Source organism: Francisella sp. 19S2-4, assembly GCF_036281795.1.
Taxonomy (GTDB): Bacteria; Pseudomonadota; Gammaproteobacteria; order Francisellales; family Francisellaceae; genus Francisella.
On record NZ_JAWUZH010000044.1, the window covers coordinates 1 to 18,992 of the forward strand.

An 18,992-nucleotide genomic window follows, 5' to 3' on the forward strand; every position below is an offset into this window, starting at 1 on the left:
GGCTAAGTTTTTACTAAAAATAGCAAAAATATTCCTATTCATAGAAATTGAAAGATTTATTCAACAGTCTTTCAAAGTATGAAGATGGAATTTGTTTTATAAAAATGAATGATACTTATATTCCTAAAGGTATGATAAAAGAAATGTATTTGTAAAAAATATTCGATTAATTTAGTTTGGTGTATTAGCTGGTTTTTTAGTAAGGTTATGAGGATAAATCATATTTAAGACTATTTTTAATGTTGATCCTTGGGCTAATATTGAAAGTATTACAACAGTATATGTAATGCTTACTATAACATGACCTTCATCTGGTAAAGATAATGCTAATGCAAGAGAAATTCCTCCCCTTACTCCTGACCATGCAACTAAAAGATTATCTTTTGCTGAACCTTTAGTTAGTTTTTTATCAATAGCTGTGATTGGTATTGATATACTGATTAATCTTGCAAAAGTTACTATAAATATTCCAGCAACACCAACCCAAAAGGCACCTATATTAAATGGTATGCTAGTTAGTTCTAAACCAATAAGTATAAATAAGAATGAGTTAAGCATATTATCAATAACCATCCAGAAGTTGTCGACTTTATCAACTTGTTCAGGATAGTTCTTTTTACAGTCAGATAAGTTGTTGCCAATAAACAATCCTGCAACAACCATGGCAATAGGTCCTGATACGTTTAGGCTATGTGCGATTACATACCCCATACTAGCTACAGCAAGTGTAACGAAAATAGATGTTTCAGAGTCTCTATTTGTTTTTAAAAAAATAAGAGCAACTTGTGCAAATACATAGCCTAATATTATACCGCCACCTGCTTCAGTAGCAATTTGTTTAGTAATTAGCCAAATATAAGTATTAATACTATTATTATATCCAGTTAAAGTGTGACCGAACTCGCCACCACTACCAAAGAAGAATATGTTTGATAGTACAACAAAAAGTACAATTCCCGTAGCATCATTAAATAATGACTCTCCAACAACACGAGTTTTTATGTGTTTTGGGATTGATTTGTTACCAGCTAACGTACTAATCACAGCTATTGGATCAGTAGGGGATATTAAAGCACCAAAAACTAAGCAGTATCCAAAGCTAATATCAAATTTAACAAGTAAACAAAATCCATAAATTAACACGGCTGTAGTAAGAGCAGATAGTAGTAATCCTATGCTTGCTAGACCAAATACTGCTTTTAGCTCTTTCTTAAGATCAATCATATTAAAATGAAGTGCATTGGCAAATAGTAGGAAAGACAGCATTCCATCTAGAACTGTCTTTTTAAAGTCAAAACTTGATAATGCTACCACAAGAAAATTTGTATCACTCAAAAATGATGCGCATAATGCTGAGAAAGTTATAGAAAGTATGGTTAAGCCAATAGCTTTAGGTAATTTTAAAAATTTAGTATTAATATAGCTCATTAAAGCTGCTACAACTGTTAATAAACTAAATAAAAAATATTCACTCATAAAAGTATTCCTTTATAGACCACAGCTATACTCCCAGCTACATGCTTTTGATAGCTCTTCTAAAATATTATTTTTTATAAAAAAATCATCTTTTAAACTACTAAAATGATGATCGTTAAACATAAAACTATTTGTTTTATTTTCTAATTCAGTTACTTTTTTAATATCTTGTTGAGATATCGTTTTAAATTCATTTTGTGTTATATGAATACAGGGTTGGCATTCTAAACTATGACTTGCAGATTTAAAAGGTAGGTCCTTTGTTAGTTTTAATATATCGTCATATTGCTTATTTAATAATGGATATACTAAAGCTCTATAATCATATTTTTCCTCTTCATCGAGATTTTTTAAAAGTTGTGATACTTTTGACAGATCTTTTCTATGGCTTAGGAGAATATTTGCCTCGCCATCAGGGTCAAGCTCATCGATCTTATTTAGTAATGTTATACCTTTTAGGAAACCTGCACACCAACTAAACTGTTGTGATGGGAATTGTTTACGTGCTAATATTAGTTCTTGAAAAGTATTTTCTGACTTTAGGTGAAAATATTTTATGCCTTCTTGATCAAGCCAGTTAAAAACGTTTTTTAAATAGTCATTCCAATCATTCGAAGCAAAACCAGTATCAACAGATAAGATACAAAAGTTATTTCTTAAGTTTTGTTTTGCCCAGCATATAAGTCCTAGGGAGTGTATGCTATAGTTAGCAATAATTATATTATCTAACTTTTGCACTGTAATTACATTCCTATAATATCTTTGATTTCTTTAAGCTTATTAATTGCATAGGGACGAATTTTTTCTGCACCTTGAGAGAGTATATCATCAACAATTTTAGGGTTATTTATATAGTATTCATATTTTTCGCGAGCATCAGCTAAATATTCATTTACTTTTTCAAATAAGATTTGTTTTGCATCGCCCCAACCAAGACCTCCAGCTAAATATTTGTCTCTTAAGGATGCTATTTCTGACTCTGTAGCTATACTTTTATATATTGAAAAGACTGTACAATTACTAGGATCTTTTTTCTCTTCAGGTAACTGAGAATTTGTGATAATTTTCATTATCTGTTTTCTTAGTTTTTTCTCTGTTGAAAAAATAGGTATAGTATTATCATAGCTTTTAGACATCTTACGACCATCTAGCCCTAGTATTGTTTGGCTGTCTTCACTTGTAAGGGCTTGAGGAGCTTTAAGAGCTGATTTTTTATAAATATGGTTAAAACGATTTGCAATATCTCTAGCAATCTCAATATGTTGTATTTGATCTTTACCAACTGGAACTAAGTCTGCATCAAACATAAGGATATCTGCAGCCATAAGAACAGGATAGTTAAATAGTCCCATAGTTATACCTTTATCAGGATCAACATTTTCGTCTTGCATATTTTGATCAACAAGGGCTTTATATGCATGGGCACGATTAAGTAAACCTTTAGCAGTTGTTGTACTAATTATCCATGTCAGCTCCATAATCTCAGGGATAGCTGACTGACGATAAAAATGGGCTTTATTAGGGTCAAGTCCAAGAGCAAGCCAAGATGATGCCCCTTCATGGATATATTGTTGGCGTAATTTTTTATCCCATAGCTTTATCAAAGAATGTTGATCAGCAATAAAATATAGGCATTTATAACTTTCATTTTGAACCATTTCGATAGCTGGTTTAATCGCGCCAATATAATTTCCTAAGTGTGGAGTCCCTGAGGGGGTAACACCTGTTAAAACAATTTTCTGTGACATCTTAAGATTCCGTATTATAAAAAGAATTAATAAAGTTTATTCAAGATAAAATTTTAGCATATTAAGATTGTTTTAATAAGATTATTTATGAAAAAAAGTGGAGCGGGAAACGAGGCTCGAACTCGCGACCCCAACCTTGGCAAGGTTGTGCTCTACCACTGAGCTATTCCCGCATAAATTTATGGCACACCCAAAGGGATTCGAACCCCTAACCGCTCGGTTCGTAGCCGAGTACTCTATCCAGTTGAGCTATGGGTGCAAAAGTGAGAGATATTATAGGTATTTATTTTCAATTAGTCAAGTTAGTTATATCATTAATTGTTTCAATTAACTTATTTTCTAGTTCTTGGTCGCTTAAGTTAGTATTGTCAATTATATAATCTGCTATTTTTTCTCTTTCAGTATCTGATATTTGCAGATTTATAAAAGCAACAGCTTGCTGTCTATCTTTACCATCACGTTCCATTAATCTTCTAATTCTAGTTTCAAGATCAGCTTTTATAACAATTACTTTTTTCAGATAATCATAATAACGAATGTTGTATGGGCCTAAAAGAGGAATATCTACAATTGTCATAGATGTCTCAGATTCACGGACTTGTTTTTTAATTTCTCTGTTAATAACTGGGTGTAAATAATCTTCTAACCATTTTTTAGCCTCTTTTGATTCAGTTATGATAGCACGAAGCATAGCTCTATTTATCTGTTTATTTACAACGATATCATTACCAAATTTCTCAGTTATGTTTTTTATTACAGATGGTTTTTTGGTGATTTCTCTACTTATGGTATCTGCACAAACTACGCTTAGATCCATCTTTTCTTTTAGAATTTTTGTAGCTGTTGATTTACCACTAGCTATGCCGCCTGTTATACCAATAGGAAAGGTTCTTATTACACTCATTATATTAATAACTTAAGTAAACAAATTATTTGAGCACAAATTTTAATATTTTTTTTATAAAAAGTCACATTTTTTTGCTTAAAAAAGATTTTAACTCTAAAATACTGCTAACTTTTCAATAGATATTAAAGAATATTTTGACATTAAAAGAAATTATTTTAGATAAAGTAAAAAAAAAACCAATTTTATTTAGAGAGTTTATGCAGCTAGCTCTTTATTATCCAGATTTAGGATATTATTCAGGGCCAAAGGATAAGATTTCATCTCAGGGAGATTTTATAACTGCAACAACGCAAAGCTCTTTGTTTGCAAGAACATTTGCTAGACAGTTTTATTTGGTGCTATCTAAGCTTGGTAATGATACTAGTATTATAGAGTTTGGTGCAGGCAATGGTAAGTTTGCTGCTGATTGTATCGATGAGTTATCGAAATTAAACTGTTTACCAGACAAATATATAATAATTGAGCTAAGCAATGATCTTAAATTAAGACAACAAGAGTATGTTAAAAAAAACATCCCTAAACTATATGACAAGTTTATTTGGTTAAATGAATTACCTGAACAAAAAACTAAAGCTATAGTTTTTGCAAATGAAGTTTTGGATGCGATGCCGGTAGATATTTTTGAATCAAAAGAAGGTGGCATTTTTCAACAAGGAGTTGCCTTAGAGACTGATGGTAATACTTTAAAACTTATTGATATATCAGAAAATGATAATCGGTTTAATAGTGAAGTTAATAGGATAGTAAATGATGGTGTGACTTTTGAAGATGGTTATATTAGTGAGATTAATACATGGATACGTCCATGGATTAAAGCATTAAGAGATAGCTTATTGCAAGGTATAGTTTTTTTATGTGATTATGGATATCACAGAGCAGAGTATTATTCTAAAGAGAGAAATATGGGAACTTTAGCTTGTTATCATCAACATAAAGTTAATTTTGATCCATTTGTTAATATTGGTGAGCAAGATATTACAGCACATGTCGATTTTACAGCCGTTGCTGAAGCTGCAACAGAAGTAGGATTTTTGCTAGATGGTTATATGACGCAAGCAAATTTTTTAAAAAGGTCAGGTATCTCTGAAGTTTTTACGGATTTATCTAAGAGTTTAAGTCTAAAAGAGCAGTTAAGGTATAATAGTGATATTAAAGATCTTTTATTGAATGATAAACTTGCAGAGGTATTTAAAGTTATAGCATTTTCTTTAGATTTTGATTTTGTTCTAGAATCTTTTGATAATGATGACAATATTGATTATTTATTATAAGGGAATATGTATCTAAATAGTTTTCTATTTAGTTTGTGTTAAAATTATTTTTAGATTATAGCGTTATAGAAGAATAAAGTATTTATGAAGAAAGTTGCAGTTGTTGGTTATAGTTTTGTTTTACCTAAAGGTATTGATAGTGATAAGGATCTGTGGGAAGCTTTAGAGCAAGGGCAAGATTTAGTTTCTGAAATTCCAGATTCTAGATTTGATAAAAGAAAATTTTTTCATCCATCACGCAAAAAAAGTGGTAAATCCTATACTTTTTCAGCCGGAATTCTTCCAGATATAGATCAGTTTGATCCAAGTCTATTTAATATTAACTCTAGAGAAGCTAATCAAATAGATCCACAACAGCGATTATTATTGAACCATACGTATTTTGCATTGCAAAAAGCGGGCTACTCTCCAGAGCAATTCTCTGGTCGTAATTGTGGTGTATATATAGGCGCATCAAACATTGATTATACATATTTTGCTGTTGAAGATTGCCATAAAATGACCTCTTACGCAATGACAGGCGGTGCAAAAAGTATTATAGCAAACCGCATATCATATAGCTTTAATCTTAAGGGCCCTAGTATGGTTGTTGACACGGCGTGTTCATCATCTTTAGTTGCTTTAGATCTTGCTGTGAAAGCTATACAGTCTGGTCAACAAGATACAGCAATTGTAGGAGGTGTTAATGCATTATTACATCCTATGGCATTTGTAGGGTTTTCTAAAGCTTATATGATGTCACCTACTGGTCGTTGTCGTAGTTTTTCAGAAGATGCTGATGGTTATGTCCGCTCTGAAGGTTGTATTGTATTTGTTATAAAAGACTATGAAAAAGCTATAAAGGATGGTGATACTATTTATGGTCTTATAAATAAGACAGGTGCAAATAGTGATGGTAAAACATCAGGTTTACCTTTACCTAGTTTTGAGGCACAAAGAGATTTGTTAAATGAAATCTATTCAGGTACTGATTTAAATAAGATAGCATATCTCGAGGCCCATGGTACAGGGACTCCTGTGGGTGATCCTTTAGAGATACAGGCTATAGCTGAAGCTGTTTCTCTTAAGCGTAAAAAACCTCTTATAACTGGATCTATAAAATCTAATATTGGGCATCTTGAACCAGCTTCTGGACTTGCTGGTGTACTAAAGTCTTTGATGATTTTTGAGCATAAGAAAGTGCCTGCGAATGTCCATTTTGATAATCCTAATCCAAAGCTTAATTTAGAAGCTAATAAAATTACGATTTCAAATGAAACGATCTCTGTTGAAATAACATCAGAGAGTTTGATTGGAGTTAACTCTTTTGGTTTTGGTGGAACTAATGCACATGTGTTGTTACAAGCACCACCATCAGATATTTCTGCTACAAAAAAGTATTCTGACAATGAATATTTTCATAATAAATTGATAATTAAGAGCCATTCAGCTATTACATTAGAGAAGCAAAAGCAGATTCAGGCAAATATTATTGATAGTGAAGATACTTATAACAAATATGCCTTAGCTTCCAAAATTAACCGTGGATACAAAGACTTTTACACTATTTATAATAATTATGAAGATTTCCAAAAAAATAAAAGTCAGGATTATGAGATAGATTTTGAGGCAAAAAAAGTTGCTTTTATTTTTTCTGGTAATGGCTGTCAATATCCTGGTATGCTGAGAATTTTAAGTGATTCTAAAGAACTAAAAGGTTATTTTAAAAGTATTGTTGATGAATTGTTTGTGATTAGTCAGAGAAGCTTAGAAGATTGGTTGTTAATAGATCAAGAGTCATATGATGATACAACAATAGCTCAACCAGCTTTATTTATTTTCCAAGTTACTGTTGCAAGATATCTTTTAGAAAGTGGTTTAAAAATTAGTAATGTTCTAGGGCATAGTATTGGAGAGTTGGCAGCAGCCTGTATAAGTGGATATATCGCACTTAATGAAGCTTATCAGTTAGTGGTCGCTAGAAGTCAGGCTCAGGCAACTACCAAAGGTCAAGGATCAATGCTTGCTATTAATGTAAGTATAGATGATTTTAAAAATTTAACGACAAAACTATCTTTACAAAATCTAGATATTGCAGCGATTAATACGAATGATTCTTTAACCATCGCTGGAGAGTATAAAAACCTAGAAGCTTTAAAAGATCATTGTGAAAAACTGCAAATATTCTGTCGACTGTTAGATGTTGATTATCCATTTCATTCATCATTTATGAATGATAGTGTGAAAGATTTATTTTTACAAAAACTACCTAAGTTTAATAGTAGTATTGCAAATAAAAATATTGAATTTATTTCAACAGTCTTAGGTAATAATATAGAATCTGAGCAGTTAAGAAGTAGTGAGTATTGGTGGGATAATATTGCTAAGCCTGTTAATTTTAGTGCGGGTATAGAGAACTTAATTTCTAATGATGTTGATGTGTTAATAGAAATTAGCCCTAAGAGTGTTCTTAAGCATTATATTAATCAAATATCACAAAAAAGTAAGTCAACTTATTTTAGTACAGTTGGAAATAATAAATTAACACTTAATGAAATTATTCATCGTTTATACCTTGCTGGAGCTCCATGGCAGAATAAAGTTGTTGAATCAGAAAATATTCCTCTTATTCGATCTGAGCTTAATTTGCAAAGATATTGGTTTCATACGTCTGATCGGGTTATAACGTCAGATGTTGACCATATCCTTTTAGGCTGGAGAATAAGTAATAAATCAAATACATGGGTAAATCATATTGACTATCAAACAGCAATTGATTTTCAAGGCCATCAAGTTCATGGTGTTGCAGTTTTGCCAGCATCAGCTTGGATAGAAATAGTATATCAACTGATTAAGCATGTAAAACAACTAGAATCTACGGATGTAATTATTTTAAAAGATATACAAATTTTATCGCCTTTATTACTCCAAGATGATGATATGAGAACCCTTATAAGTACATGTGATGATAATGGGATTGTTACAATTAAAAGCTTATCTCAATATGGTGAAAATGAAGTTGTTCATATTAAGTCTAGATACTTACTGAAAAATGTAACATCAACTTTTAGTTTACCTTCTGAAGTAAGCGTTGGCTTACATGATTTTTCTATAGAAGATCACTATAATAATGCTAAAACTGTTGGTTTGGATTATACGGATAATTTTAGAATAATAGACCAGTTGAAGCTTTTTGAAAATAAAGCTGTAGCATATTTTAATTCAGATATTAAATCAAATGACTATACATTATCTCCATTTGCATTAGATGGAGGTTTTCAGACTATTTTTTCATTAATATATAAAGATGGGGATCAGGATATTGCACTACCTGTAGGGTTTGATTTTGTCTATATTATTAACCCATGTGGAAAAATACAAAGAGTATTTACAGAGCTTAGTTATAGGAATGACTATATAGCTATTGCTAATTTTTATTTTTTTGATGATGAAAATAATATTGTTAGCTTTATTAAGGGAGCTAAATTTGAAAAAGTTGCGGGAACTCATAGTAATTTACAACTTAAAGAGTGCTATATCGAGAGCTTACAACCTATAGCTTTAGTTGAACAAAACTATCACTTTAAACCTGTTCTATCGCCTAAGGTATCTCAAAATAATGAATTGATCAATCAGGAAGAAAAGATAATATTAAGCTTTACGCGTTTATTACTAATAAATCAAGCATATCAACAATATTTAGAAAATAATAATATATCATTCTCAGAAGAAATGATGATATTGCTGCAAAGTTATTTAGATGAAGATGGTTCATGGGAAAATACAAATTTTATTAATGAAATTCATGAAATATTGCAATTAGCATTTGTAGAACATCCGAATTTAGTAAAACTATTATTAAGGCTTTATACGAAAAGTATAAATATGGATCTTGATACGTTACAAGTCAATGATTCAACAGATGTTATCGAGAGTTTATGGCAGTCTTATTTTGGTCAGGCTATTAAACAAGAGGTTAAAGCTGTTATTGATGCTCTACATCAAGGTTATGAAAATAAAGAAACTCCTTTAAGAATATTGGTTGTAGGTGATGGCTTGTATAATGAGGCATTACAACAATTAGATAATTGTTCAATAGACATTGTTACATTTAGAAATGGTTGGGCAGATCTTTATGAGGAATATAAATCTTATTATGATTGTTTATTTATAGAAAGTGTTCCAACTTTTGCTAAGAAAGATTTTGTAGATTTATTGATGGATAAACTTAAACCAGGAGGTGTAGTAAAAGTTCATCTTTGGTTAGATAGTATTGAAGTTAGATTTTTGATAAATATATTAAAACCTAAAATAAAGTGTGTTAGGAAAAATGTTGTAACAGATTTTATTAAACAGGCAGAGAACTATGATAGTCAGATATCATCAAATGCTTTTATACAAGAGCTATTATTACAAAAGGATTGGCAACATACATCTAAGCATATTGATTCTATAAGTTTAGAATGCCAGCTTTATCAGTATGGTAGAAAGCTTAAAAATGTTTCTGATAAACAGAGTGTTGATTTGCCTATAGTGTTTACAATAGGGAAAGGTGTAAAAGAACAAGAACTTTGGGATATCATCCAAAAAGTATATAAAACATCGGAGAAAGAAGTTTATGTTATTATTGAAAGTCAATTTCATAATAAGATTTTGATATCTCCAGTACATCAGTCATTTTTAGCAGCTTTAAGAGTCGTTGTAAATGAGAAACCTTCGGTATCAATAACTAGGGTAGTTATTGATGATTTTGATTCTCAGCAAGATTGGGGTGTTATTTTTGATGAAGGTAATAAGAACCAAGAGCTCTTTGTTAAGGACAATACTTTATATAATCATGCAATTGTACCATTGGATAATGCAAATCTATTTCAAGAGTATAAATTACATATAACACATAGAGGATCTTTCAATAATCTACAGTGGCTTATAAAAGAACCATCTATATGCGGACAACAAGATGTACGTGTTAAGGTTTACTATGCAGGATTAAACTTTAGAGATGTAATGTATGCGTTGGGATTAATACCTCAGGAGTCCTTGGAGTTTGGCTACCTAGGAGCATATCTAGGTATGGAGTTTAGTGGAGAGGTTGTTGAAGTTGGAAAGGAAGTCTCTCAATTTAAGGTAGGTGATAAGATTTTTGGCTGTGCAAGACAAAGCTTTTCAACAGAGTTAGTAGTCGATAGTAATTTTATTAGTCATTTGCCAAAACATAGTTCCATACAGCAAGGAGCAACAATATCTGTTGCTTTTATGACTGCTTATTATGCGATAAATAAAGTTGCAAAAGCTCAGCCTGGGCAAAAAATACTTATACATGGTGCTGCAGGGGCTATTGGCTTAGCAGCTATTCAAGTGGCTCATCTTTTGGAATTGGAAATACATGCAACAGTTGGGTCCAAGCAGAAACGTATTTTACTTGAGTCTTTAGGTGTTGAAAATATTTATGATTCACGAAGTACAGATTTTTTCATGCAGATGAATCAAAATGATATCCAAATGGATATCGTTTTGAATTCACTTTCTAGTGATTTGTTAGAAGCAAGTCTTGCTGTGTTAGCTCCTTTTGGTCATTTTATAGAGTTAGGCAAAAGAGATATTTTTGAGAATAATACTTTGGCCATGAAGGTATTTCGTAATAATATTACATTTTCTGGTATTGATTTAGATCAGTTGATTAAATATAAACCTCAAGTAATCAAACAAATGCTATCAGAGTTGAAACAGTATCTTGATGAGCAGGATTTTGTTGCTTTGCCGTATCAAGAGTTTCCTATGCATAAAATAGAAAGTGCATTTCGCTATATGCAGCAAGGTCAGCAATTAGGTAAAGTCATTGTTAATATGCAGCAAAAAGAGTTTATTGAACTTGATCAATGGCCTTCTGAGTTTGCTACTATAAAAGGAGCATATCTGATTACAGGAGGAACGCAAGGGTTTGGTCTTTATACGGCTAAAGAGTTAATAAAACATGGAGCTGAGCATTTAATACTCGTTAGCTATAGTGGTAGAATCACTCTTGAGAATAAAAAACAGCTAGATGAAATAGGAATTAGTTATGAGATCCATGCTTTAGATGTAAGTAAAGAACAAAATGTTAAAGAATTTTTACAAAAACTACATCAACGAGATATTGATCTACAAGGCATTATTCATGCAGCAGTAGTATATGATGATCAGGCATTAGATACGTTGACAAAAGATTCTTTTGATAAAGTCTTTGATGTCAAAGCATTAGGGGGACTTTGGTTAGATAAGTTTTCGCGTGTATGGAAATTAAAACATTTTATAGTGTTTTCTTCTGTTGCTGCGACAGTTGGGAATCTTCATCAAGCAAATTATGTAGCTGCGAATGCGTATTTAGAAGGGCTAATAGCTAAAAGACGGTTTGAAGGATTATCTGGACAGTATATTGCATGGGGGCCTATTGCAGATGTTGGATTATTAACAAGGAATGAATCATTAAAGCAAGTAATGTCTAGTAGTTTAGGATTGGTTCCTTTATCTTTGTTAGATTGTAAGAATGTGCTTAATCAGGCTCTTAGTAACTCAGGGCAGAGTTTTATAGCAACAAAATTAGAAGGTAATAAGTTATTAAAAGCATTGCCTATATTAAAGACTTCTAGATATCATCAGTTTATTCAGGAGTCTGAGTCTGAGATTATGGGGAGTTTAAATGCGGATATGCTGAGAGAGTTATCTAAGGATGAGTCGCAGGCTTTAGTAGAAGATAATGTAGCGTCTCAAGTTGCTCATATATTAGGTATTAGTAAGTCAGCTTTAGATATATCTGCAGATCTTAAAGAGTTAGGTATGGATTCTTTGATGGCATTTGAACTTGCTGTCAATTTGGAAGAAAAGTTTACAGGAGTTTCTATTCCAGCTATGTCTATGACTCAATTGAAAACTTCTAAAGATATTGTAAATATGATTATGCGTAATGTATATGGCAATAATGAGAATCAAGATGTTAATGATGTTATACAAATAATTAAGCAAAGGCACGGTGAGGAATAAATGGCAAAAAAGATATTTGGTAATTTATCTAATATAAAATCAAAACTTATAGAAAATAATGATATTACAGAAAGTTCATCAACTAACAATAGTAGTTATGATTTTACAAAGCACCCATCTTATCAAGAATTAAATTATGGTTTGCAAACATCAGAACGATTTAAAATAAAAAATCCATTACATAGAGTGTATGAGGGATTAGCATCGAATTATATAAATTATAACTGTAGGAAAATTGCTAATTATGGATCATATAATTATTTAGGTTTAAATGGACATCCTAAAACAGTTTCTGCAATTTCTGATACAGTTAGAAAAGAAGGGAGTTCTGTTTCTGCTAGTAGAATTACATCTGGTAATAGAAAAATTCATTTAGATTTAGAAAATCTAATAAGTCAATTGTATCAAACAGAAGCTGCCGCAGTTTTTGTTAGTGGACATGCAACTAATGTTTCAGTTATTAGCTGCCTGACATATGAGAAAAGTTTAATTTTATATGATCAACTATCTCATAATAGCATTATGCAAGGAGTTAAGCTATCTAATGCTAGGGCAATTGGTTTTCGTCATAATGATCTAGGACATTTAGCTCAGTTATTACAACAAAATGCTCATGAATATGAACAAGTGTTTATAGTTGTTGAAGGGATGTATAGTATGGATGGTGATATCCCTGATCTTCCAGCACTTATTCAACTTAAAAAAGAATATGGAGCAGTATTAATGGTTGATGAAGCTCATGGTTTAGGGGTGTTAGGCCAGACTGGAAGAGGCATATTTGAGCATTATGAGATATCACCAAAAGATATTGATATTTGGATGGGAACACTAAGTAAAACCTTATCTAGTTGTGGAGGCTATATCGCTGCAAATCAAACTATAATAGATATATTGCGTTATTATGCTCCAGGATTAGTGTATAGTGTTGGTTTATCTCCTTGTGATACTATTGCTGCTACAAGCTCGTTGAAACTTATGTTAGATGAGCCTGATAGAATTACTAGATTACAAAAAAATAGTGAATATTTATTATCCAAACTAAAAGAAAAAGGATTTGATACTGGAGATGCTATTGGGCGAGCTATTATTCCTGTTATAGTAGGTAGCTCAAGAAAAGCAGTTATTTTATCAAATAAATTATTTAATGATTATGATATTAATGCTGTTCCTATCATGTATCCTGCTGTTGAAGAGAATAAAGCAAGATTACGTTTTTTTGTTTCTAGTGAACATACTAGAGATCAACTTGATTATGTGGCGGATACTTTAGAAAGGATTATGTAATGGATATAGAAGTTTATGGAAATAAATTAAAAAAGTTATGTAATTATGATTTAAAAAAAATATTATGCTTACTAAAGGATAATTTTGTTGACGATCCACATATTAAAGAATATTTTTTTCCTAAATATTTAGACAAATTAATATCTGATAAAAAGTATGATACATTTATGCTTTATAATATATGGCATGCGTATACTCAAGGTTTTGTTGTTAGTACTGCTGATAATAAAAGCGTTGCTTTATATGAGTGGCATGGGAACATGAAATTTTCCTTAAGATTTCATGTTTACTTACATCTTAAAATGTTTTTTAGATTTGGTATTTTAGGTATTTATCGTATTTTGAAAATACAAGGAAAAACTATTAAATGCTATAAGGATGATAATTTTTTACATTTAATTCTTTTATGTACAGCTGTTGAGTCAAGGAATCAAGGGCAAGCAAGAAAGTTAGTGGAATATGGTGTTGAGCAAGCGAAACTTAAAGGGGTGCCATTATTACTAGAGACAGCAAAGGAGGAAAATGTATATATATATAAGAAGCTGGGATTTGACTTATATGAAACTCTTGTATTAGATAAAAGAAGAAATATGAAGGTATTCTTTTTAAGAAAAAAATAGTTTTTGTTAAGAGAATTTCTCTACTTTAGTGGTTTGTTTACTTTATCATTAATTATTCTAAATGCAGCTTCATTTGTAATATCCTCTAGTCCAGATTTACAATAATATGTACCACGAATTTGTATTGTACTGTCTAGCAGTTTTACGAAACTTTCTTTTAATGTTTTATTTGGTTTAGGTTTGTTATCCCAAAATTTATTTAATTCAGCTTGATGAGTTAGACCTTTTATATCATAAATAGCGTCACCTAAAGTATGAGTAGGTATATCTCTAATGATTGATTGCAATCCAACAGTACTATTTATTGTAATTACTCCTAAGGAGTGTGCTATTAGTACCATGAGATTTCCTCCATCAAAATAAATAACTCGCCCTTCAATTTTGTATTTTTTTTCTAATTTGGAAATCCTTTTTTTCCAATTAATTACGCCTTCATCAAGAGGATGTACTTTTATAGCAAGTTTAGTATTTTCTGGAGCATATGTGGCAAAAGATTTAATAACCTCTTCTATAGCGTCTGACATGTCATCATATTTTGAGTATGCTAATATTTGATAATCTAACCGCATTTGTAATGGAAATAAGTAATAGTTAATATTGTCTGTTTCAATTAATTCTAATTGCTTGGTTAACATAGCATTTTTTTTAAACTTTAGTTTAAATAAGCGTAGGCCTATACATGGGAACATTATAAATGGGTGATATCTTACATAGCGTTTATATCTTGGGTAAAATATATTAAATGGCAAGATTGATCCAAAGCTAAATAGTATTTCCCAAATTGATTCTGCTAAAAAGCTGGGTTTATAAGATTTTTGACTAGGAGGATGAGGTGTAACTTCTTTAGCTAGCTTTATTATCTGATCAGGGTCTCTTGGAAATAAAGATTGGCTTGACATTCCATTAAGCTCAAAGGTTATCCAGTGAGGTCTTAAGTATCCAAAGTCAGTAGTTATTACTTTAATGTTCAGTTCTTTAGCTACTTTGATAGCAACTTTATGGTAGGGTCTATTTTCTCCTATTAGTACAATATCTGTAATAGATTTTTTTATAAAAAAGTTTTTAATATAATTTTCCCATTTGTCGAAGCTACCTCTATAGGCATATGCTTTGCTAAGTCCCCATATAAGTCTGTCACCAAGACAAATATTAATTTTATATACATTTTGTCCTTGATCTTGTAGTTTTCGCGCTAATATTCTAAAAAATGGGCCAGGAGGGCCTTGTAGGAAACATACAGATCTTTTCATAAAAGTGATGGGACACACTATACTAACTTTATTTAGATTATAACTATTTTTGATAAATATTGCTAAAATTATTAAGAAAAAATAAATAATAAGCTAATCTTTGTTAAGTTAAAGAAAATTACTTTTCATATCTATTATAGCCTAACATTGTTAGTATTATAGCTTTAATTCTAAGGGGTAAAAAATTTAAAAGTCTTATACTTATGCTAAGAAAATATGGGAATTGGATAATAAACTTATTTTTCTTGATTCCTTTAATAATTTTTTTGGCTGCAGTGTGTGGGTGCATTAGTCTTAATTTTGGTGCGGTTGTTTCATGAGCCATTGTCGAATTTACAGGTCCTGGTAAGACCAGGTTAATTTTTATATTATATTTACTAAGCCATATTCTTAGAGATTCGGCATAAGATTTTATAGCAGCCTTGCTTGCAGAATAACTTGGATTTACTGGAAGAGCAGTATATGCTGCTAATGAACTTATGAAAACGATTTGCCCACTTTTCTTTTTCTTAAAGAATGGAATTAATTTGTTAGCAAAGCAAATGCTAGATTCGATATTTATGCTTATTAGTTTTCGTATATCATTATGATTTTCACCATCAAATTTTCGATTAATACTCACTCCAGCATTTAGAATAACTATATCAAGAGATTCTAATGGATAGTTATTTAACCACTCTTCTAAAGTATTTATATTTGCTAAATCAAGTTTGAAAATAGAAACTGTAGCATCTTTCTTTTCACAATTTAGTTTTACTAGCTCTAGATGTTTTATATTTCTACCTAACAGAATTAAGTTAGTATTTTTATTTGATAGTTCTAGTGCTAAAGCCGAGCCTATAGCTCCACTAGCGCCAGTAATTAAAATATTTTTTTTACTTTGGTTATTTTTTGTCATAAGAGTTTTATTAATTTATTTAATATATCCATTCAAAATTTTTTTTATCAGAAAATATTTTCTCTAATACTTTTGCATTCATTGCGTGAGACGTATTAAAAGTTTCTATATGTCCTAAAATATAGTTAGTACCACATAATGTTATATCTCCAATTAGGTCAACAACTTTATGTCTAATGTGTTCATCTTTATATTTTAGACCTCCTTTGACCCATGATTTATTTTTAGTTGTAAGAATGATATTGTCAAATCTCATTCCTTGTACACATGGTACTGGAAAAAATCTTGTAAAAATTTTTCCTAACATAATCATATGCATTTCTCCAAAAGATCTAGCTTTAATACATTCTAATATATCATCAGACACTGTTTCGGACTTGTATTCTTGGACTCCTGCACCTAAAAGATTTATCTTTAAGTGTATAGAAAAATGATCTTTAGGTGTTATTCTTATATACTTATCACCATCTTTATGTTCGATAGTTCTATTGATTTTTAGTTTTTTAAATGGGGCTTTACTAACTAATGTGCGTCCTACATTTTTTATTTGCTCATAGAACTGGAAACTTGAACCATCTAAAAAAGGAATTTCATTTTTATTAACAGTAATATAAGAATTTTCAATTTTTGCAGCATATAGGGCTGTAATTATATGTTCAACAGTTCTTACATAGTGTTTTTTATTAATACCAAGATTTGTACATGCTCTCTTATACATTACGTTAGTATAAGTAGCAGGAATTTCAATATTATTATCATAAAAAACAAAACCTGTATTTGCCGGAGCAGGAAAAATACCTGCTAAATTTTTTTTGCCTTCATGTAGGCCTTTTCCATAGAAAAAAGTAGGTTTTTTTATTGTATATTGCATATTTAAAACCTTTAAACTAAAATGTTATAGGTAGTAATTTTACGCCAAAAAGTTTTTAAATTATACCGTTCTTGATGTTTTAGGTACTATAAGGATATATGTTAATTTAATGATTGTTGAATATTACTATTTAGATAGATAAATAAAGAGGTGTTTTTTGAATAAAAATAGTCAAAAAATTTATTTGTTTGGTTTTTTGAGAATCAAGCATAGTTCTACTAGATGCTTCTTAAAAGAATATGAGATATCTAAAATATTTTTTATAAATCCTATATTTTCTAGCCATTATAAAGTTGCAATTAAAAAAGGACTTGATAAAGATAGTGTGATATTTATATGGGGTAAAAAAGAGTTTCCTGAGGTCGAAAATTATGCGAAAAATAATTGCATTAATATTGTTAGGGTTGAGGATGGTTTTATTCGTTCTATTGGATTGGGATCTAATTTTACTAGACCATATTCATTAATTTTTGATGATATAGGTATATATTTTGATTCAACAAAGCCTAGTAGACTTGAGGAAATATTAAATAATCATAGTTTCTATGAAGAGATACTTACTGATGCTGATAGTCTTCATCAAGATATTCTTTCAAATAAAATTACGAAGTATAATACTGCAGCTCATAGGAAACTTAACATTTTTACGGATAAACTTAAAATTTTCATACCAGGTCAAGCTGAGGGAGATGCATCAATTAAATATGGCGGTGGAAGTGTAACGACTAATTTAGGACTTGTGAAAGCTGTCCGTAAGAATAACCCGAATGCATATATTATATTTAAACCTCATCCGGATGTTTCTAGTGGCAATAGGATTGGTAAGATAGACGAGCAAACTGCTATGAAATATTGTGATAAAATTGTTGATGATATTTCTATTGCATCTATACTTCAATGTGTTGATGAAGTTCATACAATAACTTCTTTAGTAGGTTTTGAAGGATTGTTGTATGGTAAGCGGGTAGTAACTTATGGGATGCCTTTTTATGCTGGTTGGGGTCTCACGATTGATCATAGAGTTGAATCTAGGCGAACTCGTAAGCTTACATTAAGGGAGTTAATAGCAGGAGCATATATTTTATATCCTAAATATGTTCATCCTAAAACTTTAGAGTATTGTCATCCACGTACTTTAATAAAATTATTAACACAACAAAAAAATGATTTAGAAAATAGTTTTTTTTATAGGCATGGATTTAAGAGAATATATTTTTTAAGTACATTATTGAAAATAGTATATAAAGACTAATGGTTTTAAGTGTATTGTTAGACTCGTTCACTGATTAATAAATTGAATTTTTTGATTGGTTCAAGTATGATATACGGAGTTTTAAGTTAATAATTCAGTTTATGCATATTTCTTTGAAAATATGTTTTTATTTTTATGATATGTAATATGAAAAAAATCTCTTTTAATTTAGTTGTATTGATAATTATTTTTTTTACTGTTTGCTCTCGAGGTATAGCAGATGATTTGACATCTGCGGCTAGTACAGTTAGCTCTATTGGTAGTCAACTAAACTTTGGCCAGGGAGGAAGTTATCCTAAAACAATGTCATCTGGATCAACAGATGTTGTTTCAGATGATGCTGGATTAGCATCGGTTACGGCTATGGATCCTGGTCATAGGATAGAGGATCGAGATGGAAGTCAGTTTTCTAATAA

At 30.6% G+C, this 18,992-nt stretch carries 12 protein-coding genes, 2 tRNA genes and 1 pseudogene; 6 read left to right on the forward strand and 9 right to left on the reverse strand.

Going from position 1 to position 18,992, the window contains the following annotated elements; translation table 11 throughout:
* Positions 1-171: 171 nt before the first annotated feature.
* The 6 genes from R8535_RS08875 to coaE all read right to left on the reverse strand — a co-directional run bounded on the left by R8535_RS08875 (position 172) and on the right by coaE (position 4,128).
* Positions 172-1,476, reverse strand: a complete 1,305-nt coding sequence (locus R8535_RS08875) for a cation:proton antiporter (RefSeq protein ID WP_329498472.1) — start codon at positions 1,474-1,476, stop codon at positions 172-174.
* Between the two features lie 12 nt (positions 1,477-1,488).
* Positions 1,489-2,214 (reverse strand): hypothetical protein, encoded by a 726-nt coding sequence (locus R8535_RS08880; protein ID WP_329498474.1) that lies wholly within the window; start codon positions 2,212-2,214, stop codon positions 1,489-1,491.
* A gap of 5 nt (positions 2,215-2,219) precedes the next feature.
* Positions 2,220-3,224, reverse strand: coding sequence for a tryptophan--tRNA ligase (gene trpS, locus R8535_RS08885; protein ID WP_329498476.1), 1,005 nt, complete (start codon positions 3,222-3,224; stop codon positions 2,220-2,222).
* A 98-nt stretch (positions 3,225-3,322) separates the two neighbouring features.
* Positions 3,323-3,397, reverse strand: a tRNA-Gly gene (locus R8535_RS08890).
* A 9-nt stretch (positions 3,398-3,406) separates the two neighbouring features.
* A tRNA-Arg gene (locus tag R8535_RS08895) sits at positions 3,407-3,483 on the reverse strand.
* A 30-nt stretch (positions 3,484-3,513) separates the two neighbouring features.
* A complete protein-coding gene (coaE, locus tag R8535_RS08900; protein WP_329498478.1) occupies positions 3,514-4,128 on the reverse strand; it encodes a dephospho-CoA kinase in 615 nt (204 codons plus the stop codon).
* Positions 4,129-4,265: 137 nt separating this feature from the next.
* Here coaE and R8535_RS08905 point away from each other — a divergent pair, with 137 nt between their 5' ends.
* The 4 genes from R8535_RS08905 (at position 4,266) to R8535_RS08920 (ending at position 14,305) form a co-directional block, all read left to right on the forward strand.
* Positions 4,266-5,402, forward strand: coding sequence for a class I SAM-dependent methyltransferase (locus R8535_RS08905; protein WP_329498480.1), 1,137 nt, complete (start codon positions 4,266-4,268; stop codon positions 5,400-5,402).
* An 84-nt stretch (positions 5,403-5,486) separates the two neighbouring features.
* Positions 5,487-12,401: an SDR family NAD(P)-dependent oxidoreductase gene (locus R8535_RS08910; RefSeq protein WP_329498483.1), complete on the forward strand. Its 6,915-nt coding sequence runs from the start codon at positions 5,487-5,489 to the stop codon at positions 12,399-12,401.
* On the forward strand, positions 12,402-13,685 hold the full coding sequence (locus tag R8535_RS08915) for an aminotransferase class I/II-fold pyridoxal phosphate-dependent enzyme (RefSeq protein ID WP_329498485.1): 1,284 nt from the start codon (positions 12,402-12,404) through the stop codon (positions 13,683-13,685). It abuts the gene before it with no gap.
* A complete protein-coding gene (locus tag R8535_RS08920; protein ID WP_329498487.1) occupies positions 13,685-14,305 on the forward strand; it encodes a GNAT family N-acetyltransferase in 621 nt (206 codons plus the stop codon). Before R8535_RS08915 ends, R8535_RS08920 begins: the two co-directional genes overlap by 1 nt.
* A 20-nt stretch (positions 14,306-14,325) precedes the next feature.
* On the opposite strand, the gene R8535_RS08925 is transcribed toward R8535_RS08920, so the two are convergent.
* The 3 genes from R8535_RS08925 to R8535_RS08935 all read right to left on the reverse strand — a co-directional run bounded on the left by R8535_RS08925 (position 14,326) and on the right by R8535_RS08935 (position 17,324).
* A complete protein-coding gene (locus R8535_RS08925; RefSeq protein WP_329498489.1) occupies positions 14,326-15,555 on the reverse strand; it encodes a capsule biosynthesis protein in 1,230 nt (409 codons plus the stop codon).
* Between the two features lie 118 nt (positions 15,556-15,673).
* Positions 15,674-16,453 carry an SDR family NAD(P)-dependent oxidoreductase gene (locus R8535_RS08930; RefSeq protein WP_329498491.1) on the reverse strand — a complete coding sequence of 260 codons (780 nt, stop codon included), beginning with the start codon at positions 16,451-16,453 and terminating at the stop codon, positions 15,674-15,676.
* Between the two features lie 19 nt (positions 16,454-16,472).
* Complete coding sequence (locus R8535_RS08935) at positions 16,473-17,324, reverse strand: UDP-3-O-acyl-N-acetylglucosamine deacetylase (RefSeq protein WP_329498493.1); 852 nt, start codon at positions 17,322-17,324, stop codon at positions 16,473-16,475.
* A gap of 157 nt (positions 17,325-17,481) precedes the next feature.
* Between R8535_RS08935 and R8535_RS08940 the strand changes: the two genes are divergently transcribed.
* Positions 17,482-18,576: a capsular polysaccharide export protein, LipB/KpsS family gene (locus R8535_RS08940; protein ID WP_329498495.1), complete on the forward strand. Its 1,095-nt coding sequence runs from the start codon at positions 17,482-17,484 to the stop codon at positions 18,574-18,576.
* 147 nt (positions 18,577-18,723) lie between these two features.
* Positions 18,724-18,992: pseudogene (locus R8535_RS08945) on the forward strand (polysaccharide biosynthesis/export family protein); the annotation flags it as partial.